Raw genomic sequence first — 17,523 nt, 5'->3', positions numbered from 1 at the left:
GGCCTTTGTTTGTGTGTGCTTATACCGGTTTGCCTTTCAGGGAGAAGGTGTAGGCTTCGGTGATTTCCAAATCGATCATTTGGTTGATCATGTCGGGTGTGCCGGTAAAGTTGACTACGCGGTTGTTGGCGGTACGGGCTTGCAGTTGGTCGGGGTCTTTTTTGGAGATACCTTCGACCAAGCAACGTTGAACCGTGCCGACCATGGTTTGGTTGATGCGCGCGGTTTCGGCTTCGATGACTTCGTTCAAAGCTTCGAGGCGGCGCACTTTTTCTTCATGCGGCGTGTCGTCGTGCAGGTTGGCGGCAGGCGTGCCCGGACGCGGACTGTAAATAAAGACGAAGCTCAAGTCGAAGGCGATGTCTTTGACCAGTTTCAAGGTTTGCTCGAACTCGCGCTCGGTCTCGCCCGGGAAGCCGACGATAAAGTCGGAGCTGAGGCACAAATCAGGACGGATGGCGCGCAGCTTGCGGATAATGGATTTGTATTCCAAGGCGGTGTAGCCACGTTTCATCGCGCTCAATACGCGGTCGGAACCGCTTTGAATCGGCAGGTGCAGGTGGGAAACCAGCTTGGGCAGGTCGCGGTAGCACTCGATAATCGCGTCGGTAAATTCGCGCGGATGGCTGGTGGTAAAGCGCAGGCGTTCGATGCCCGGGATTTCGTGGACGATGCGCAACAAGGTGGCAAAGTCGCAGATTTCACCGTTTTCCATTTCGCCGCGATAGGCATTAACGTTTTGGCCTAAGAGGTTGATTTCTTTAACACCTTGTTGTGCCAAACCGGCAATTTCAGTCAATACGTCGTTGAGCGGGCGGGAGAATTCTTCGCCGCGGGTGTAAGGGACGACGCAGTAAGAGCAGTATTTGGAACAGCCTTCCATAATGGAAATGAATGCCGAACCACCTTCTACGCGCGCAGGCGGCAGGTGGTCGAATTTCTCGATTTCGGGGAAGGAAATGTCGATTTGAGACAGGCCGGTGGTTTCTTTATCGACGATGAGTTTGGGCAGGCGGTGCAGCGTTTGCGGGCCGAAAACCACGTCCACATACGGAGCGCGTTTGACGATGTTTTCGCCTTCTTGCGAGGCAACGCAGCCGGCAACGCCGATGATGAGGTCGGGATTTTTTTCTTTGAGCGGACGTACGCGGCCTAAGTCGGAGAAGATTTTTTCTTGCGCTTTTTCACGCACGGAGCAGGTGTTGAACAAGATGATGTCGGCGTCGTCAGGTTGGGTAACCTGTTCGATGCCGCCGTGTTCTTCGGCGAGGACGGACAGCATTTTTTCGCTGTCGTACTCGTTCATTTGGCACCCGAAGGTGCGGATAAATACTTTTTTCATGGTTTGTTTTGATTGACTTGCTTGTTGTAAAAGGGTTCAGACGGCCTGTGAATACCCGGGCCGTCTGAAAGTTATTCTTCCGCCTGTTTTTGCGCTTTGGCGTGTGCGGCAAACCTGTCGGCCTCGGCGTCGGTCAGAATCCAGATTTCGCGGACGAGGCGGCTTTCTTCGTTGTATTTGAACGCGACGGCTTTGCCGGTTTGATTCAGCAGGCGGCCCATAGGAATGAAACGATCGTTTTCATCGTGGATTTTGGTAAAGCGCGTGATTTGCAGTTTGGCCGCATTGCCGTCCACAATGCCCAAGGTCAGCAGGCGCGTCCAAGAAAAACCGCCTTTGCTGACTTTCAGATAAGGCAGATCGACAGTTTTTAAAACGGCCACGTCCATATCGTCGGGCAGGCTGCGTTGTGCATGGACGAAGGAGGACGCCAAAAGGGCGAGGCTGAGTATGAATCCGCGTAACATGATGCTTTTCTTTTATTGTTTCAATAGGTCGCGGATTATAGCACAAGCAGGAAAAATGTGGATAGAGTGTTTGTTTTTAAAGAATAATTTTGATTTTGCGCCCGATTCTTATTTTGAAGCTTGGGCCGTCTGAAAAGGATTTGGTGTTAAAATGGCACCGATTTGATTTTCAGACGACCTCTTACGAAAGAATTGACCATGAACCGTAATGAAAGCTTGTTCAACCGCGCCAAAGCCATTATTCCCGGCGGCGTGAACTCTCCAGTGCGCGCATTCGGCAGCGTCGGCGGCGTACCGCGCTTTATCAAAAAGGCAGAAGGCGCGTATGTTTGGGACGAAAACGGCACGCGTTATACCGACTATGTCGGCTCTTGGGGCCCTGCGATTGTCGGCCATGCCCATCCCGAAGTCATTGAAGCTGTGCGCGAAGCGGCATTGGGCGGTTTGTCGTTTGGTGCGCCGACTGAAGGCGAAATTGTCATTGCCGAAGAAATCGCCAAAATCATGCCGTCGGTCGAGCAGCTGCGCCTTGTCAGCTCCGGCACGGAAGCAACGATGACTGCCATCCGTCTGGCACGCGGTTTTACCGGCCGCGACAAAATCATCAAGTTTGAAGGCTGCTACCACGGCCATTCCGACAGCCTGTTGGTGAAGGCAGGCAGCGGTCTGCTGACGTTTGGCAATCCTTCTTCCGCCGGTGTGCCTGCCGACTTTACCAAACACACTTTGGTACTCGAGTACAACAATATCGCCCAACTGGAAGAAGCCTTTGCCCAAAGCGGCAATGACATCGCCTGTGTGATTTTGGAGCCTTTTGTCGGCAATATGAATCTGGTTAGGCCGTCTGAAGCCTTTGTTAAAGCCTTGCGCGAATTGACTGAAAAACACGGTGCCGTGTTGATTTACGACGAAGTGATGACCGGCTTCCGCGTGGCGCTGGGCGGTGCGCAATCTTTGCACGGTATCAAACCCGATTTGACCACCATGGGCAAAGTAATCGGCGGCGGCATGCCTTTGGCGGCGTTCGGCGGCCATAAAGACATTATGGAATGTATTTCCCCGTTGGGCGGCGTGTATCAGGCAGGCACCTTGTCCGGCAATCCGATTGCGGTTGCCGCCGGTTTGAAAACGTTGGAAATCATTCAGCGCGAAGGCTTCTATGAAAACCTGACTGCCCTGACCCAACGCCTTGCCAACGGTATGGCCGACGCGGCTAAAGCACATGGTGTTGAATTTACGGCCGACAGCGTGGGCGGCATGTTCGGCTTGTATTTTGCCAACCATGCACCGCAAAACTACGCCGATATGGCGCGTTCCAATATTGAAGGTTTCAAACATTTCTTCCACGGTATGCTCGACCGCAATGTCGCCTTCGGCCCGTCCGCTTATGAAGCCGGCTTTGTTTCCGCCGCGCATACGCCCGAGCTGATTGACGAAACCATTGCTGCGGCACACGAAGTGTTCAAAGAAATGGCGAAATAAAAGCTGAAGCTGTCATGTGAAAAAAGGCCGTCTGAAAAATATTCAGACGGCCTTTCGCTATTTTAAATCAATGCTTGATTATGCTTCTTCGGCTTTGCTGCGGATAATCAGCAGAGGCAGGTGGCTTTGGCGCATTACGGTTTCTGCGAAGCTGCCCATCAGCAGGTGCATCAGGCCGGTGCGGCCGTGTGTGCCGAGTACCAATAGGTCGGCGCCGTTTTCGTCGGCGTAGTCAACCAAGTCTTGCGCCATTTCGCGCGCGCCTTTGTTGGCGACCAACAGGTGTTTCACGATGTTTTCAACACCGTTTTCACGCGCTGTTTTTTCTGCAAAATCCAAAACTTCGTTACCTTGGGCAACGGCGGCGGCTTCGTAGCTTTCGTGTTGCAGGAATTCAGGCGCCAAAGCCATGTATTCGGCAGGGTTGGCAACGTGAACCAAAGTCAGTTGGGCTTTGTTGAGGCTTGCCAGTTCGGCGGCATGTTTCAATGCATTGAGGGAGGTCTCGCTACCGTCAACGGCTACAACCAGATGTTTGTACATATTCATTCTCCTTTTGCGCCGAGTAGCGGCACTTTCGTTTAATATGAAATCAGAACTTGTCTGAATGTGAAACGATTATAAACTCTTTCGGGCAGGTACAACAGCCCATCTGCTTTCAAGTATAATGTCTGTCCGAATCGCCTGTCGCGTTTTTCATTAATTTATTGATATATCACAAGGTTGCTTATGCAGGACGCCGCTTTTCTTTCTTCGCGCCGCTTTGGCGGCATTGCCAGACTTTACGGAGACGAAGCGCTGGCGCGCTTTTCGCGCGCGCATGTGTGCGTGGTCGGCGTCGGCGGCGTCGGCTCGTGGGCGGTGGAGGCGTTGGCGAGGAGCGGTATCGGTCGTTTAACGCTGATTGATTTGGACAATGTTGCCGAGTCTAATGTCAATCGCCAATTGCACGCTTTGACCGATGATTTCGGTAAGGCAAAAGTTACCGCTTTGCGCGAACGCATTGCCCAAATCAATCCACAATGCGAAGTGACGGAAATTGAAGATTTTGTGACCGAAGACAATCTGGACGAGCTTTTCAGACGGCCTTTCGACTTCGTCATCGACGCCATCGACCAAATCCGTGTCAAAGCGGCGATGGCGGCGTATTTCGTGCAACATAAACAACCGTTTATTATCAGCGGCGGCGCGGGCGGACAGAAAAATCCGGCGTTGATTCAAACCGCCGATTTGAGCCGCGTTACCCATGATCCGCTGCTTTCCAACCTGCGCTACACCTTGCGCAAACGCTACGGCTTCAGCCGCGATACCAAAGAAAAAATGCGCGTGCCTTGCGTTTATTCAACCGAGAATATTACGCCGCCGCAATCCGGCGAAGCGTGTTCGACCGATGCCGCGCCGCAAGGTTTGTCCTGCGCGGGCTATGGGGCGAGTATGCTGGTGACGGCTTCGTTTGGGCTGTATTGCGCGCAGGCTGCGGTGGAGCATATCGCAGGGCGGAAGTGAGGGGTAGGGGAAGATGGTGAAGAGCCGATTTTTTAAAGCCTACTTTATCGCCAGCCTGATTTATGCGGTATGGTTCGGCGTGTTGATGTATGCTGTCGATCCGATGTTTCTCGATGTGATGGAATGCAATACGCTGCCCGGCGATTATTTGTGTGTGCAAAGCGGTTATACCCGCCCGTTCACCACTTTTCTTTATCCGTTTCTGTCTATCGTGATCTTCAGCCTTGTGCACGCCGGTATCATGAAATGGCGCAAACGCCGTTCGGTTAAAATGATTTGGTTTTTGGTCGGCTGCGAAAGTTTGCTGTTGTCGGCTTTGATGGTGGCGATGCTGGCGAGGGATGGTTTTGTGTTGTCCCGAGATATTGGTTCGGTACTGACGGGTACAGTTTTCGCCAGCCTGCCGTTGTTGGGCATGGCCTTGGCGCAGACCTTTGCCATTGCCATTGTTTCTTTGCAAATCAATCGTAAAAAACGCTGATTTTTATATTAAAAACAGGTCGTCCTCGTTTCAGACGGCCTTTTGTTGATGAAACTTCTTACTAAACTTAAAAAGAAAAAGACCCTTTAACCATGCCTTCAGAACACCTTATTTCTTCCACTGCTGCAACGTCGTCTGAACATACCGTTGCGTGGGTGTTCGGTCAACCTGTTACCGATGTGCCGCAGGATTTGTTTATTCCGCCCGATGCGTTGAAGGTGGTATTGAGCAGCTTCCAAGGGCCGTTGGATTTGCTGCTGTACCTTATCCGCAAGCAAAATATCGATGTCCTCGATATTCCGATGGTGAAGATTACCGAGCAATATCTGCACTATATTGCCCAAATGGAGGCGTATCAGTTTGATTTGGCGGCGGAATACCTGCTGATGGCGGCGATGCTGATTGAAATTAAATCGCGCCTGCTGTTGCCGCGTCCTGAAGAAGTTGAGGATGAAGAGGCGGATCCGCGTGCCGAGTTGGTGCGCCGTCTGTTGGCTTACGAACAAATGAAACTGGCGGCTCAAGGCTTGGACGCGTTGCCGCGTGCCGGACGTGATTTTGCTTGGGCGTATTTGCCGCTGGAAATTGCGGTCGAAGCGAAGTTGCCGGAAGTGTACGTTGCCGATTTGACGCAGGCTTGGTTGGGTATTTTATCGCGTGCCAAGCATACGCGCAGTCATGAAGTGGTGCGGGAAACCATTTCCGTGCGCGCGCAGATGACGGCGATTTTGCGCCGTTTGAACGAAAGCGGCATCAGCAAATTCAGCGATTTGTTTAAGCCGGAGCAGGGCGCGACGTATGTGGTGGTCAATTTTATTGCATTGCTGGAATTGGCCAAAGAAGGCTTGGTACGTATCGTACAGCCGGAAAATTATGGCGAAATCGAAATCAGCCTGAAAGACGGTTTGGAAACAAACGAAGCCGAAATGCTTTCAGACGGCCTTGAAATCGATGAAGCCGATAACGGGTATTTGAAAAAAGAGAACTAAAATGAATTCGACGACAAGTCGCAGCAAGGCCTCTTTATGGGCGGTGGGTTTGATGCTGTTTGCGCTGTTTTTCGGCGCGGGTAACTTAATTTACCCGGCTTATTTGGGACAGCAGGCAGGCGAAAACTGGCTTTCGGCAATGTTCGGCTTTTTGTTGACCGGGGCGGGGTTGCCATTGCTGGGCGTGATTGCCGTCGGCTATTCCGGCTCGCGCGATGTGGAAGCGCTGGCTTCCCGTGTTGCGCCTTGGTACGGCGTGACTTTTGCCGCCGCGCTTTATCTGGCAATCGGCCCCTTGTTTGCCATGCCGCGTACGGCAACGGTATCTTTTGAAACCGCCATCTCTCCTTTCATTGATGAATCTTGGAAAAGCATCGCATTGGCCGTATTCAGTCTGGTGTTTTTCGGCATGACTTATTGGCTGTCGATTTCTCCGGGGAAACTGGTTGATCGTATCGGTAAAATCCTTACGCCCGTTTTATTGCTGGCAATTGCAATATTGGTCGGCTATGCCGCTATTAACCCGATGGGTATGCCGCAGACTGCACAAGGCGATTTTGCCGCTCATCCGTTGGTTAAAGGTATTTTGGAAGGCTACGGCACCATGGACGCGCTGGCTTCGCTGGTGTTTGCCATTATCGTCATTGATGCCGTTCGCGCCATGGGCGTGGACAACCGTGCGGATTTGCTGAAGACCACGACGATTTCCGGTGTGTTGGCGGCTTCCTGCCTGGCAGTGGTTTACCTGTTTATCGGTTATATGGGCGCGACAGGCGTGGCCGGTATCGGCTTGCAGGAAAACGGCGCGTCGGTTTTATCTAAAACCGCACAGCATTATTTCGGTACGGCCGGTATTGTGTTGCTTGGCGTCATGGTGCTGCTTGCCTGTCTGAGTACGGCGGTTGGCTTAATTACTTCATGCGCCGAATATTTCAACCGTCTTTGCCCGGGTATTTCTTATAAAGTCTTTGTAATACTGAATACGGTGGTGTCTATCCTGTTGGCCAATAAAGGCCTGTCAGCGATTTTGCATTTTTCCATCCCAATGCTGATGCTGTTGTATCCGCTGACCATCGTCATCATTCTGCTGGCTTTGACGGATAAACTGTTCGGCGGCGGCCGTATTGTCTATTTCTGCACCATGATGGCGGCCCTTATGGTCGGTTTGCTCGATGCCTATAAAGCTGCGTTTGGATTGGATGCCGATACCGCTGCCGCCATCGAGCGCGCATTGCCGTTTTATAATATCGGTTTAGGGTGGGTTGTTCCTTCTTTAGCCTGTTTTATACTCGGCTGCATTTTGAATGCGGCGTTGAAGAAAAAAGCATGATGATAAATAGGCCGTCTGAAATGTTCAGACGGCCTATTTATTTCGCCGACCAAGCAAACGACAGATGATTTTTTTGAAGAAATCCGTTATAATTGAAAAGTTAAGGCTTTGCGAGATACCGTTTCGCAGATGCAACATATTGAGAAGATTTATTTCCACAAATCCCGTTTTTTCAGTAAACGACTTGAACTGAAGGCGGATTTCGTGGTATAAATCGCGTTTTACTATTTTAGAAGTTTGGAGACTAACCATGGCACGAGTTTGCAAAGTGACCGGTAAGCGCCCGATGTCTGGCAATAACGTATCACACGCCAACAACAAAACCAAACGTCGTTTTTTGCCTAACTTGCAATCACGTCGTTTCTGGGTAGAAAGTGAAAACCGCTGGGTTCGCCTGCGCGTTTCTAACGCTGCATTGCGCACCATCGATAAAGTAGGCATTGATGTCGTATTGGCTGATTTGCGTGCTCGCGGCGAAGCTTAATTTAAACACCATTAATTAAGGATTACTGCAATGCGCGATAAAATCAAACTGGAGTCCAGCGCTGGTACTGGTCACTTCTACACAACTACTAAAAACAAACGTACTATGCCTGGCAAACTGGAAATCAAAAAATTTGACCCAGTAGCTCGTAAACACGTTATTTACAAAGAAACTAAATTGAAATAATCCGGTTTCTTCCAAGAAAAGCTCCTGTTTTGCAGGAGCTTTTCTTTTTATTTTCTGATTGGTTTTTGGGGGCTTGTTTCAAATGTGTATGCAAGATATTTTTGGATTGCTTTGGAATAGACAAAATACAAAGAGCGTGTATCCATTGGGATTACGCTCTTTTATTTTTCAGACGGCCTGATGGGGGATAAACAGCCTTGAGTTATGAATAAACATTCAACAAAGACTTAATGATCGACCTTGATGCCTTGATTGTCGGAATGTTGTTTTTTATCCAGCTCTTTTTGCAAGGTATCGCATGGTGTGTCGCAATCGCACATTTTCTTCATACCGAGAGAGGAAATGCCGCCGCAGCTGCCTTTGATGGTGCGTTTGGAGAAAATATAGCCGACTGCCATGCCGAGGATGACAATGATAAAGATGCCGAAAGTCAGAAGGAGGGTTTTCATGTGTGTATTCCTGAAGGTTAGTTTAATAATTTTTTGAATGCGCTGGACATTTTAGTATGGTAGCCGCCTTGCGGGGTTCGGATGATAAGGAAAACGGCGAGATTTTCTTGCTCGGCAAGTTTAAGCGCTTCGGTTTCTCCGAGAACGAACAATCCGGTGGAAAGGCCGTCTGCAAGTGTGGCGTTTTCTGCTACTACGCTGATGGAAGCAAGGTTGTGGCTGATGGGTTGTTTGGTTTTAGGGTTGATGATATGGGAAAGGCGACGGCCTGACTTATCGACATGGAAAATGCGGTAGTCGCCGGACGTGGCCAGTGATTTATTGTCCAATGGAATGGTAATTTGAGTGGCGCCGCCTTGAACGATATTGGGTTGCTCGATGCCGATACGCCAAGGATTGCCTTGCGCATTGCGGCCTTTGCCATGCAACTCGCCGCCGATTTCAACCAAATAATTGCCGATATTGAGTTTTTCAAGTTCGGCGGCGGTTTTATCTACACCAAAGCCTTTGGCGATGGAGGATAGGTCTAAATAAACTTCGGGATGGGTTTTGGCAAGTGTGGGATGCTGTCCATCTTGGGAAAGTTTGAGTTTGTCCGTACCGACCATTTCTGAAGCATGTTGGATTTCTTGTGCAGTCGGTTCGTGCGTGATTTCTTTTTGCGGGCCGAATCCCCAAAGGTTGACCAAAGGGCCGACGGTTACGTCCAGTGCGCCGTGCGTTAGTTTGTTTAAACGCAAGGCTTCGCCGGTCACATAGGCAAAGTCTTGGGAAATGGGCATGGCCTGATTGACGGTACGCAGCTGGTTGAATTGGCTGATTTCGGAATCGGTCTGGTAGGTAGACATTTGCCGGTTGACTTCTTTAAGCGCGTCATCAATGCGTTTTTGTATTTCGGCAGGGGAGGGGAGTTTGTCTTGGCCGTCTGAAAGGTATTTGACGGTATAGGTCGTGCCCATGGTCTCGCCTTGCAGGGTGATGGTTTGTTGTTGTTTTTCAGGTTGACAGGCAGAGAGTGTGAATGCGGAAAAGATGGCAACGGTGCAACCGATTATCGGACGGTAAAACGAATTGGAAAGAAACGGCATAAGGGATTTGCGGATTATTTTTTGAAGCCTTTATTGTATCGTAAAAGAAAGGTTCAGGCCGTCTGAAAGTATGATTTTCAGACGGCCTGGCAATAAAAAAGGAAGAAACCGAAGTTTCTTCCTTTTTGTTGGTTAGCCGCCGAAATCGTCCAAGAGGATGTTTTCGTCTTCCACGCCCAAGTCTTTGAGCATTTTGATCACGGACTGGTTCATGATTGGAGGGCCGCACATGTAGAATTCGCAGTCTTCCGGTGCTTCGTGGTTTTTCAGGTGGTTTTCGTAAACCACGTTGTGGATGAATCCTGTGTAACCGTCCCAGTTGTCTTCAGGCAATGGGTCGGACAGGGCAACGTGCCATGTGAAGTTCGGGTACTCTGCCGCGAGTTGGTCGAAGTCTTCGACATAGAACATTTCGCGTTTGGAGCGTGCGCCGTACCAGAAGGTGATTTTGCGTTTGGAGTTCAAACGTTTCAGCTGGTCGAAAATGTGGGAGCGCATCGGCGCCATACCTGCACCACCGCCGATAAATACCATTTCGGCATCGGTATCCTTGGCAAAGAATTCGCCAAACGGACCGGAGATGGTTACTTTGTCGCCGGGTTTGAGCGACCAGATGTAAGAAGACATTTGTCCCGGAGGCGCATCGGGTACGCGTGGAGGCGGTGTGGCGATACGCACGTTCAGCATGATGATGCCTTTTTCTTCTGGATATGAAGCCATGGAGTAAGCGCGCAAAATCGGTTCGTCCACTTTGGAAACGTATTGCCACAGATTGTATTTGTCCCAGTCTTCGTGGTATTCCTTAGGAATATCGAAGTCTTTGTAGGCAACAGTGTGAGGAGGGGCTTCAATTTGAATATAGCCGCCGGCGCGGAAAGGAACTTCTTCGCCTTCGGGAATGGCAAGTTTGAGTTCTTTAATGAACGTGGCTTTGTTGTCATTGGAGATGACAGTACATTCCCATTTTTTCACGCCGAACACTTCTTCCGGTACTTCGATGTCCATGTCGGTTTTGACGTTGACCTGACAAGACAGACGGCAGCCTTCGCGCGCTTCGCGTTTGCTGATGTGGGACAGCTCGGTCGGCAGAATGTCGCCGCCGCCGCTTTTCACGACAACGCGGCACTGACCGCATGAGCCGCCGCCACCGCAGGCGGAAGGAACGAAAATACCTTGGCTGGCAAGCGCACCCAGCAGTTTGCCGCCGGCAGGCATCGTCAGCTCTTTTTCGTTATTGACTTTGATGGTGATGTCGCCTTCGCTCACCAACTTGGATTTGGCAAACAGAATCATCAGTGCCAAAACCAAGACGATGACGGTAAACATCACGATACCTAAAATAATCTCCATGCCGATTCCTTTCTTATAACTGGATGCCGGAGAACGACATAAACGCCATTGCCATCAGGCCGGCGGCGATAAAGGTAATGCCTAAGCCTTTGAGGCCTTTAGGGACATCCGAATATTTCATTTTTTCGGTAATGCCCGCCAAAGCGACAATAGCCAAAAGCCAGCCCAAGCCTGCGCCGAAACCGTATACAACGGACTCGCCGAAGTTGTATTCGCGTTGCGCCATAAACGATACGGCACCGAAAATCGCGCAGTTTACGGTAATCAGAGGCAGGTAGATACCCAATGCGTTGTAGAGGGCAGGGACGAATTTGTCCAAGAACATTTCCAAAATCTGCACCAAAGCAGCAATCACGCCGATGAAGGTGATGAATTTCAGGAAGGTCAAATCCACGCCTTCAACCAGCGCACCGTCTTTCAGCAGCGAATAAACGAGTTGGTTGGCAGGGACGGATAGGCCGAGTACGAAAGTAACGGCAACGCCCAAACCGAATGCGGTGGATACTTTTTTAGATACCGCCAAAAACGTACACATCCCCAAGAAGAAGGACAGTGCCATGTTTTCCAGAAAGACGGATTTTACAAAGAGGCTTAAGTAATGTTCCATGTGTTATTTCTCCGCCTGTTCAGGTTTCCAAGTGCGCAGACCCCATACCAAGAAACCGATGATGAAGAACGCGCTGGGAGCGAGCAGGAACAAGCCGTTGGTTTGATACCAGCCGCCATCTTGTACGGTTTGGAAAATGGTGTAGCCAAAGAGCTTGCCTGAGCCGATCAGTTCGCGGATGGTTGCGATGATGATCAACATCATGCCGTAACCTGCGCCGTTGCCGATACCGTCAACCAAGCTTTCCAGCGGCGGCTCTTTCATGGCGAATGCTTCGGCACGGCCCATCACGATACAGTTGGTAATAATCAGACCGACAAATACGGAGAGCTGTTTGGACAGCTCATAAGCAAAGGCTTGGAGCAGTTGGTCAACCAGCGTTACCAAGGAAGCAACAATCGCCATTTGCACAATAATACGGATGCTGTTGGGGATGTAGTTGCGCACCAAAGAAATGAAGAAGCTGGAAAAACCGGTTACCAAAGCTACGGAAATACCCATCACGATGGCCGTCTGAAGCTTGGTGGTAACCGCCAAAGCCGAACAAATACCCAAAACCTGCAAGGCAATCGGGTTGTTGTCGATAAAGGGTGAAAACATCAAATATTTCAAGCGTTTCATGTCAGCCATTATTGTGCTCCTGCTGATTTCAATTTGTTCAGGTAGGGGATATAGCCGTTTTCGCCGAACCAGTAGGCGAACGAACCTTGCACGCCTTTAGATGTCAGCGATGCGCCGGAGAGGGCATCTACGCCGTGTTCTTTGTCCGAACTTGCGCCTTTGCCGACATGCAGGGCGAGTTTGCCTTGTTCGTCAAACAGTTTTTTGCCGACGAATTTTTGTTGCCACAACGGATTGCCGATTTCGCCGCCCAAGCCCGGGGTTTCGCCTTGGTCGTAGTAGGTGATGCCGTTGATGGTGTTGCCGTCGGGTTGGATGGCGACAAAACCGTACATAACAGACCACAAACCGTTACCGTGCATAGGCAGGATGATTTGACTGACTTTGCCGTCATCGCCTTTTACCAAGTAAACCTCGGTGTATTTGGCACGGCTTTTGATGCCGGCCAAATCGTCTTCGGGTTTGATTTGGATGCTTTGGGCAGGGTCTTTGCCTGCGATGCGCGCGCTGAAGTCTTTCGGCGCATCTTTCACGTATTCGCCGGTTGCCAAATCGACAACGCGTTGCTCGATACGCTCGGCAAAGGTTTTGCTGATGTCGGTGTTTTTATCCATCAAACCGGCTACGCTCAAGATATAGCCTTGTTTGTCTTGGAGTTTTTGTTTCTCTTGGATGGGTTTCAAGCCGACGACCGCACCGGCAACGATGATGGAACAAATCAGGCTGACAACCAATACCACAATCAGCGTGCCACTGAAGCTGTCTTTATCGAATTTCTTAGCCATTGCTGCGCGCCTTTCTGCGTTTGATGTTCGCTTGTGCGACGAAATAGTCGAAAATCGGGGCAAACAGGTTGGCAAACAGAATCGCCAACATCATGCCTTCGGGGTAAGCAGGGTTGACCACGCGGATCAATACGCACATCACGCCGATTAACGCGCCGTACCACCATTTGCCGACATTGGTAAAGGAAGCGGAAACAGGGTCGGTCGCCATAAACAGCATACCGATGGCAAAGCCGCCGACAACCAGATGCCAATACCAAGGCATGCTGAACATTGGGTTGGTGTCCGAACCGATGAAGTTAAACAACGAAGACATGGCAATCATACCGATCATCACGCCGGCAATAATGCGCCAAGAAGCGATGCGGGCAAACACGATAAACGCGCCGCCGATTAAAAGTGCCAAAGTGGATACTTCGCCGATAGAGCCGGGCAGATTACCGATAAACGCATCCATCCAAGTGATGGATTTACCGGTAACGGTATTTTGCAGGCCGTCTGCACCGTGTGCCGCCCATTGAGCCAGCGCGGTTGCGCCGGAATAGCCGTCAACCGCCGTCCAAACGGTGTCGCCGGTAATATTGGCAGGATAGGCGAAGAACAAGAAGGCACGGCCTGCCAGTGCAGGGTTCATAAAGTTTTTACCCGTACCGCCAAACACCTCTTTCGCAACCACCACGCCGAAGGTAATACCCAAGGCAGCCTGCCACAGCGGCAGCGTAGGCGGAACGATCAAAGCAAACAGAATCGAAGTCACGAAGAAACCCTCGTTGATTTCGTGTTTGCGCACGGTGGCGAACAAAACTTCCCAAAAACCGCCGACGATAAATACGGTTGCGTAAATCGGCAGGAAGTAGATCGCGCCGAACAGCATTTTGCCCAACACGCCCGCTTCAGACGACATATTGATGCCCAAAGCGTTGGCAAGGGCGTAATGCCAGTCGTTGGCGATGTTTTGTTGCAACAAATCGGGCGTTAACGCACCGAATGCCTGTACGCCGACGTTGTACATGCCGTAAAACATGGCAGGGAACAAAGACAGCCACACCAAAATCATCATGCGCTTGGAGTCGAGCGCGTCGCGGACGTGTGCCGCTTTGCGCGTTACCGCGCCGGATGTATAGAAAATCGTCGCCGCAGCTTCGTAGAGGGCATACCATTTTTCATGTTTGCCGCCCGGCAGGAAGTGCGGTTCGATTTTTTCCAGAAAATGTTTCAAGCCCATAATCAGCCTTCCTTCTCAATGGTTTCCAGCACCTTGCGCAACAGCGGGCCGTATTCGTATTTGCCCGGGCAGACGAAGCTGCACAAAGCGAGGTCTTCTTCGTCCAATTCCAAACAACCCAAAGCCTGTGCGCTGTCGGTATCGCCGACGATTAAATCGCGCAAAAGCAAGGTGGGCAGGATATCCAGCGGCATCACGCGCTCGTAAGTGCCGATCGGTACCATAGCGCGGTCGCCGCCATTGACGGCTGTGTTGAACTTGAAGAGTTTGTTTTTCAGGAAATGACCGAGGGTTGTGCGCGTGATGGAGTATTTGTCCGGCTGCGGCGCAACCCAGCCGAACAGCTCTTTGTTGCGGCCTTCTTCGATAACGGAAATCTGATTGTGGTAGCGGCCGAGGTAATCGTGCGCGCCTTGCGCAATCGCGCCATTCAATACCGAGCCGGAAATCACGCGGTTGTCTGCGTCAACCAATTCGCCGGCGGTAATTTGCGATACTTTTGCACCCAAAACGGTACGCAAAAGGCGCGGTTTGTTGACTTGAGAGCCACCTAAGGCAATCACGCGCTCGGTGTTCAGACGGCCTGTAGTAAACAAACGTCCGATGGCAATCACGTCTTGATAATTGATGGTCCAAACGGTTTTATTCGCTCCGACTGGCTCGATGAAATGAATGTGCGTACCGCTCAAACCGGCAGGATGAGGGCCGCCGAATTCATGTGTTTCGATGTTGGCAGCGTTTGCAGACGGCACATCCGCACCGGCAGCTTTGCACACATGGATTTTACACTCAGTCAGGCGGCTCAATACCAACAGGCCGTGTTTGAAGTCTTCGGCGGCTTCTTTGATGATGACCGTAGGATCGGCGGCCAGCGGATTGGTGTCCATCGCATTGACGAAGATGGCGAACGGCTCGGCATCGACAGCAGGAATTTTGCTGAACGGACGGGTACGCAGCGCAGTCCACAAACCGGATTGAATCAGATTGCGGCGCACTTCTTCGTTGCTCAATTTTGCCAACGCTTCAGGTGCGTAGCGTTCGAACTCGATTTCGTCGTTGCCTTCAACGGCAATCACGACTGACTGAAGTACGCGCTTTTCGCCACGGTGAATCGCGGCGATTTTGCCTGAAGCCGGAGCAGTAAATACTACGCCCGGATTCTTTTTGTCTTCAAACAGCACTTGGCCTTTTTTGACGGCTTCGCCTTCCTTGATTTTCATCGAGGGGCGCATGCCGACATATTCTTCGCCAAGCAACGCGACTTCGGTGATGGCCGGACCGTCATAAATGACTTGCTCCGGTCTGCCCGCGATGGGCAGGTCTAAGCCTTTTTTTATCTTAATCATAAGGATGCGTTACTTTTTGGTGGGTTGATATTCGGATGTCGGATTATTTTTTCAGACGGCATGTAATGCTTTGAAACAAAGGACGGGCCGTCTGAAAAAAGCAGAGGTTTGCTATAAAAACAACGAATAAACGCAAACAACAAAGCTTTAGATTCTATCAGGTATGGGCCGTTTTATGTCAGTTTTACGCTTATTTTTACGGGAAAAGTGGGAAAAAAGTAGGGATATGTAATGAAATGTTAAAGCGAAAAAATTTTAACTGATTGATATTTAAGAATTATGTTTGCTGGTTTGTTAGAAAATAAAAGGCCGTCTGAATTTCAGACGGCCTTAAGTTTAAAAGAGCTGCCAAACGAAGAAAATCATCGTATGCAGGGCAAACAGCGGTACCAATACAATCACCGACCATGCCATGTAGCCGAAGAAAGAAGGCATCGGTACGCCGCGTTGTTCGGCAATGGCTTTTACCATGAAGTTCGGCGCATTACCGATATAAGTGAGCGCGCCCATAAATACGGAGCCCATGGATACGGCCAGCAGCGAATGGAACAGATGGCCTGTCATCAAGGCTTGGGCATCGCCCCCTGCCATATTGAAGAACACCAAATAAGTCGGCGCGTTATCCAAGAATGCCGACAAAATGCCGCTCATCCAGAAATACATCACATTAATCGGATTGCCTGCCGCGTCGTGAACCAGAGAAACGACAGCGCCCAGTGCGCCTGCTTCACCGGCTTTCAAAATCGCCAAGACGGGCGAAATGGTAATGAAAATACCCAAAAACAGTTTGCCCACTTCGGCAATCGGCTCGAAGTTGAACTCATTGCCTGCGCGTACCTGTTTGGGCGTGATAATCCAAGATACGGCGGTCAAAGCCAGCAAAATGCCATCGCGCATCAGGTTTTGCAAGGCGTAATGGCTGCCCAAGATTTCAAAGCCCGGATGATTTGGTTTCCACAAACCGGACAGCAAAACAGCGCCGACTACACCGGCCAGTAACAGGAAATTCCATTTGCCGTAAATTTTGACTTTTTCTTCTTTATCGGAAGGAGTAGGAGCAAGGTGCTCGCTTTGTTCACGGTTGAAGTGTCGGCTGTCGATGATGTAGAAAACGGCCAGCAAAACCACAGAACTGATCAATACAGGCATCAGCATGTGTTTGACAGTCCACATGAAATCTACGCCTTTCAGGAATCCTAAGAACAGAGGAGGATCGCCTAAAGGAGTCAGACCGCCGCCGATATTGGCCACCAAGAAAATGAAGAAAATCACGATGTGAACGCGGTAATGGCGTTTATGGTTGGCTTTCAAAAGCGGACGAATCATCAACATCGCCGCGCCTGTCGTCCCCATGATGGAAGATAAAGCCGTGCCGACTGCCAACAGGGTTGTGTTCAATTTAGGCGAGCCGTGCAAGTCGCCGCTGACAAAAATACCGCCCGAAATGGTATAGAGCGCCAAAAGCAGCAGGATAAACGGAATGTATTCTTCAACCAACGCATGGGCAACGGTATGTACGCCTGCTCCGAAACCAAAGGTTACGATAAACGGCGTCAGAAACAGCAGCGTCCAAAACGCGGTAATTTTGCCGAAATGGTGGTGCCAAATACGGGAGAAAAACAGAGGCCCGAGTGCAATAGATAAGAGAATCAGTGCAAACGGCAGACCCCAAAGCAGGCTGGCGGACGAGCCGTCAAAATCGGATGCCGCTGCCGGGAAGGCGGCAAGCAGCAGTAAAAACGAGAGGTAGCGCATAGTATTTCCTTTTTATTCTGTTGCGCCGTT

Annotated in this window: 19 protein-coding genes; 7 read left to right on the top strand and 12 right to left on the bottom strand. The window is 50.6% G+C overall.

Features of this window, described 5'->3' with window-relative positions:
* Positions 1-19: 19 nt before the first annotated feature.
* Together miaB and FOC66_RS06600 are read right to left on the bottom strand one after the other, a co-directional pair.
* Positions 20-1,342, bottom strand: coding sequence for a tRNA (N6-isopentenyl adenosine(37)-C2)-methylthiotransferase MiaB (miaB, locus tag FOC66_RS06605; protein WP_003748828.1), 1,323 nt, complete (start codon positions 1,340-1,342; stop codon positions 20-22).
* A 71-nt stretch (positions 1,343-1,413) separates the two neighbouring features.
* Positions 1,414-1,809, bottom strand: coding sequence for a hypothetical protein (locus tag FOC66_RS06600; protein WP_003748826.1), 396 nt, complete (start codon positions 1,807-1,809; stop codon positions 1,414-1,416).
* Between the two features lie 198 nt (positions 1,810-2,007).
* Here FOC66_RS06600 and hemL point away from each other — a divergent pair, with 198 nt between their 5' ends.
* The gene (hemL, locus tag FOC66_RS06595) at positions 2,008-3,291 is read left to right on the top strand and encodes a glutamate-1-semialdehyde 2,1-aminomutase (protein ID WP_003748823.1); all 1,284 of its coding nucleotides are present in this window, start codon (positions 2,008-2,010) and stop codon (positions 3,289-3,291) included.
* Between the two features lie 78 nt (positions 3,292-3,369).
* Here hemL and FOC66_RS06590 read toward each other — a convergent pair whose 3' ends face one another.
* Positions 3,370-3,834 (bottom strand): universal stress protein, encoded by a 465-nt coding sequence (locus tag FOC66_RS06590; RefSeq protein ID WP_003748822.1) that lies wholly within the window; start codon positions 3,832-3,834, stop codon positions 3,370-3,372.
* Between the two features lie 186 nt (positions 3,835-4,020).
* On the opposite strand from FOC66_RS06590, the gene FOC66_RS06585 reads away from it, so the two are divergent.
* The 6 genes from FOC66_RS06585 to rpmG all read left to right on the top strand — a co-directional run bounded on the left by FOC66_RS06585 (position 4,021) and on the right by rpmG (position 8,267).
* On the top strand, positions 4,021-4,797 hold the full coding sequence (locus FOC66_RS06585) for a tRNA threonylcarbamoyladenosine dehydratase (RefSeq protein ID WP_003748819.1): 777 nt from the start codon (positions 4,021-4,023) through the stop codon (positions 4,795-4,797).
* A 13-nt stretch (positions 4,798-4,810) separates the two neighbouring features.
* The gene (locus FOC66_RS06580) at positions 4,811-5,278 is read left to right on the top strand and encodes a hypothetical protein (RefSeq protein WP_003748817.1); all 468 of its coding nucleotides are present in this window, start codon (positions 4,811-4,813) and stop codon (positions 5,276-5,278) included.
* A 92-nt stretch (positions 5,279-5,370) separates the two neighbouring features.
* Complete coding sequence (locus FOC66_RS06575) at positions 5,371-6,267, top strand: segregation and condensation protein A (protein WP_003748815.1); 897 nt, start codon at positions 5,371-5,373, stop codon at positions 6,265-6,267.
* Between the two features lies 1 nt (position 6,268).
* The gene (brnQ, locus tag FOC66_RS06570) at positions 6,269-7,597 is read left to right on the top strand and encodes a branched-chain amino acid transport system II carrier protein (RefSeq protein WP_003748813.1); all 1,329 of its coding nucleotides are present in this window, start codon (positions 6,269-6,271) and stop codon (positions 7,595-7,597) included.
* A 250-nt stretch (positions 7,598-7,847) separates the two neighbouring features.
* Positions 7,848-8,081 carry a 50S ribosomal protein L28 gene (rpmB, locus tag FOC66_RS06565; RefSeq protein WP_002216391.1) on the top strand — a complete coding sequence of 78 codons (234 nt, stop codon included), beginning with the start codon at positions 7,848-7,850 and terminating at the stop codon, positions 8,079-8,081.
* Positions 8,082-8,111: 30 nt separating this feature from the next.
* Entirely contained in the window at positions 8,112-8,267 is a 156-nt protein-coding gene (rpmG, locus tag FOC66_RS06560; RefSeq protein ID WP_003684373.1) for a 50S ribosomal protein L33, read from the top strand.
* Positions 8,268-8,494: 227 nt separating this feature from the next.
* On the opposite strand, the gene nqrM is transcribed toward rpmG, so the two are convergent.
* The 9 genes from nqrM to FOC66_RS06515 form a co-directional block, all read right to left on the bottom strand.
* Positions 8,495-8,716, bottom strand: a complete 222-nt coding sequence (gene nqrM, locus FOC66_RS06555) for a (Na+)-NQR maturation NqrM (protein WP_003680888.1) — start codon at positions 8,714-8,716, stop codon at positions 8,495-8,497.
* A 17-nt stretch (positions 8,717-8,733) separates the two neighbouring features.
* Positions 8,734-9,804, bottom strand: a complete 1,071-nt coding sequence (locus tag FOC66_RS06550) for an FAD:protein FMN transferase (protein WP_003748810.1) — start codon at positions 9,802-9,804, stop codon at positions 8,734-8,736.
* A 132-nt stretch (positions 9,805-9,936) separates the two neighbouring features.
* A complete protein-coding gene (nqrF, locus tag FOC66_RS06545) occupies positions 9,937-11,154 on the bottom strand; it encodes an NADH:ubiquinone reductase (Na(+)-transporting) subunit F (RefSeq protein ID WP_003748808.1) in 1,218 nt (405 codons plus the stop codon).
* A gap of 13 nt (positions 11,155-11,167) precedes the next feature.
* The gene (gene nqrE / locus FOC66_RS06540; RefSeq protein WP_003684365.1) at positions 11,168-11,761 is read right to left on the bottom strand and encodes an NADH:ubiquinone reductase (Na(+)-transporting) subunit E; all 594 of its coding nucleotides are present in this window, start codon (positions 11,759-11,761) and stop codon (positions 11,168-11,170) included.
* Positions 11,762-11,764: 3 nt separating this feature from the next.
* Entirely contained in the window at positions 11,765-12,391 is a 627-nt protein-coding gene (locus FOC66_RS06535; RefSeq protein WP_003684313.1) for an NADH:ubiquinone reductase (Na(+)-transporting) subunit D, read from the bottom strand.
* Positions 12,391-13,167, bottom strand: coding sequence for a Na(+)-translocating NADH-quinone reductase subunit C (locus tag FOC66_RS06530; RefSeq protein ID WP_003748805.1), 777 nt, complete (start codon positions 13,165-13,167; stop codon positions 12,391-12,393). Before FOC66_RS06530 ends, FOC66_RS06535 begins: the two co-directional genes overlap by 1 nt.
* Positions 13,160-14,392: an NADH:ubiquinone reductase (Na(+)-transporting) subunit B gene (locus FOC66_RS06525; RefSeq protein ID WP_003748802.1), complete on the bottom strand. Its 1,233-nt coding sequence runs from the start codon at positions 14,390-14,392 to the stop codon at positions 13,160-13,162. Before FOC66_RS06525 ends, FOC66_RS06530 begins: the two co-directional genes overlap by 8 nt.
* A 2-nt stretch (positions 14,393-14,394) precedes the next feature.
* Positions 14,395-15,738, bottom strand: coding sequence for a Na(+)-translocating NADH-quinone reductase subunit A (locus FOC66_RS06520; protein ID WP_003748800.1), 1,344 nt, complete (start codon positions 15,736-15,738; stop codon positions 14,395-14,397).
* Between the two features lie 336 nt (positions 15,739-16,074).
* A complete protein-coding gene (locus tag FOC66_RS06515; RefSeq protein WP_003748799.1) occupies positions 16,075-17,493 on the bottom strand; it encodes a sodium:proton antiporter in 1,419 nt (472 codons plus the stop codon).
* Between the last annotated feature and the right edge of the window lie 30 nt (positions 17,494-17,523).

The organism is Neisseria mucosa (assembly GCF_013267835.1).
GTDB lineage: Bacteria > Pseudomonadota > Gammaproteobacteria > Burkholderiales > Neisseriaceae > Neisseria.
Note: the sequence above shows the minus strand (reverse complement) of the source record. Positions and strands in the feature narration are given on the sequence as shown.

Coding starts and splice junctions, on each gene's coding strand:
- nqrM (WP_003680888.1), bottom strand. CDS start 8,716: ATGAAAACCCTCCTTCTGACTTTCGGCATCTTTATCATTGTCATCCTC.
- FOC66_RS06550 (WP_003748810.1), bottom strand. CDS start 9,804: ATGCCGTTTCTTTCCAATTCGTTTTACCGTCCGATAATCGGTTGCACC.
- FOC66_RS06600 (WP_003748826.1), bottom strand. CDS start 1,809: ATGTTACGCGGATTCATACTCAGCCTCGCCCTTTTGGCGTCCTCCTTC.
- FOC66_RS06590 (WP_003748822.1), bottom strand. CDS start 3,834: ATGTACAAACATCTGGTTGTAGCCGTTGACGGTAGCGAGACCTCCCTC.
- FOC66_RS06575 (WP_003748815.1), top strand. CDS start 5,371: ATGCCTTCAGAACACCTTATTTCTTCCACTGCTGCAACGTCGTCTGAA.
- rpmB (WP_002216391.1), top strand. CDS start 7,848: ATGGCACGAGTTTGCAAAGTGACCGGTAAGCGCCCGATGTCTGGCAAT.
- FOC66_RS06525 (WP_003748802.1), bottom strand. CDS start 14,392: ATGGGCTTGAAACATTTTCTGGAAAAAATCGAACCGCACTTCCTGCCG.
- rpmG (WP_003684373.1), top strand. CDS start 8,112: ATGCGCGATAAAATCAAACTGGAGTCCAGCGCTGGTACTGGTCACTTC.
- miaB (WP_003748828.1), bottom strand. CDS start 1,342: ATGAAAAAAGTATTTATCCGCACCTTCGGGTGCCAAATGAACGAGTAC.
- FOC66_RS06520 (WP_003748800.1), bottom strand. CDS start 15,738: ATGATTAAGATAAAAAAAGGCTTAGACCTGCCCATCGCGGGCAGACCG.
- nqrF (WP_003748808.1), bottom strand. CDS start 11,154: ATGGAGATTATTTTAGGTATCGTGATGTTTACCGTCATCGTCTTGGTT.
- nqrE (WP_003684365.1), bottom strand. CDS start 11,761: ATGGAACATTACTTAAGCCTCTTTGTAAAATCCGTCTTTCTGGAAAAC.
- FOC66_RS06535 (WP_003684313.1), bottom strand. CDS start 12,391: ATGGCTGACATGAAACGCTTGAAATATTTGATGTTTTCACCCTTTATC.
- FOC66_RS06530 (WP_003748805.1), bottom strand. CDS start 13,167: ATGGCTAAGAAATTCGATAAAGACAGCTTCAGTGGCACGCTGATTGTG.
- brnQ (WP_003748813.1), top strand. CDS start 6,269: ATGAATTCGACGACAAGTCGCAGCAAGGCCTCTTTATGGGCGGTGGGT.
- FOC66_RS06580 (WP_003748817.1), top strand. CDS start 4,811: ATGGTGAAGAGCCGATTTTTTAAAGCCTACTTTATCGCCAGCCTGATT.
- FOC66_RS06515 (WP_003748799.1), bottom strand. CDS start 17,493: ATGCGCTACCTCTCGTTTTTACTGCTGCTTGCCGCCTTCCCGGCAGCG.
- hemL (WP_003748823.1), top strand. CDS start 2,008: ATGAACCGTAATGAAAGCTTGTTCAACCGCGCCAAAGCCATTATTCCC.
- FOC66_RS06585 (WP_003748819.1), top strand. CDS start 4,021: ATGCAGGACGCCGCTTTTCTTTCTTCGCGCCGCTTTGGCGGCATTGCC.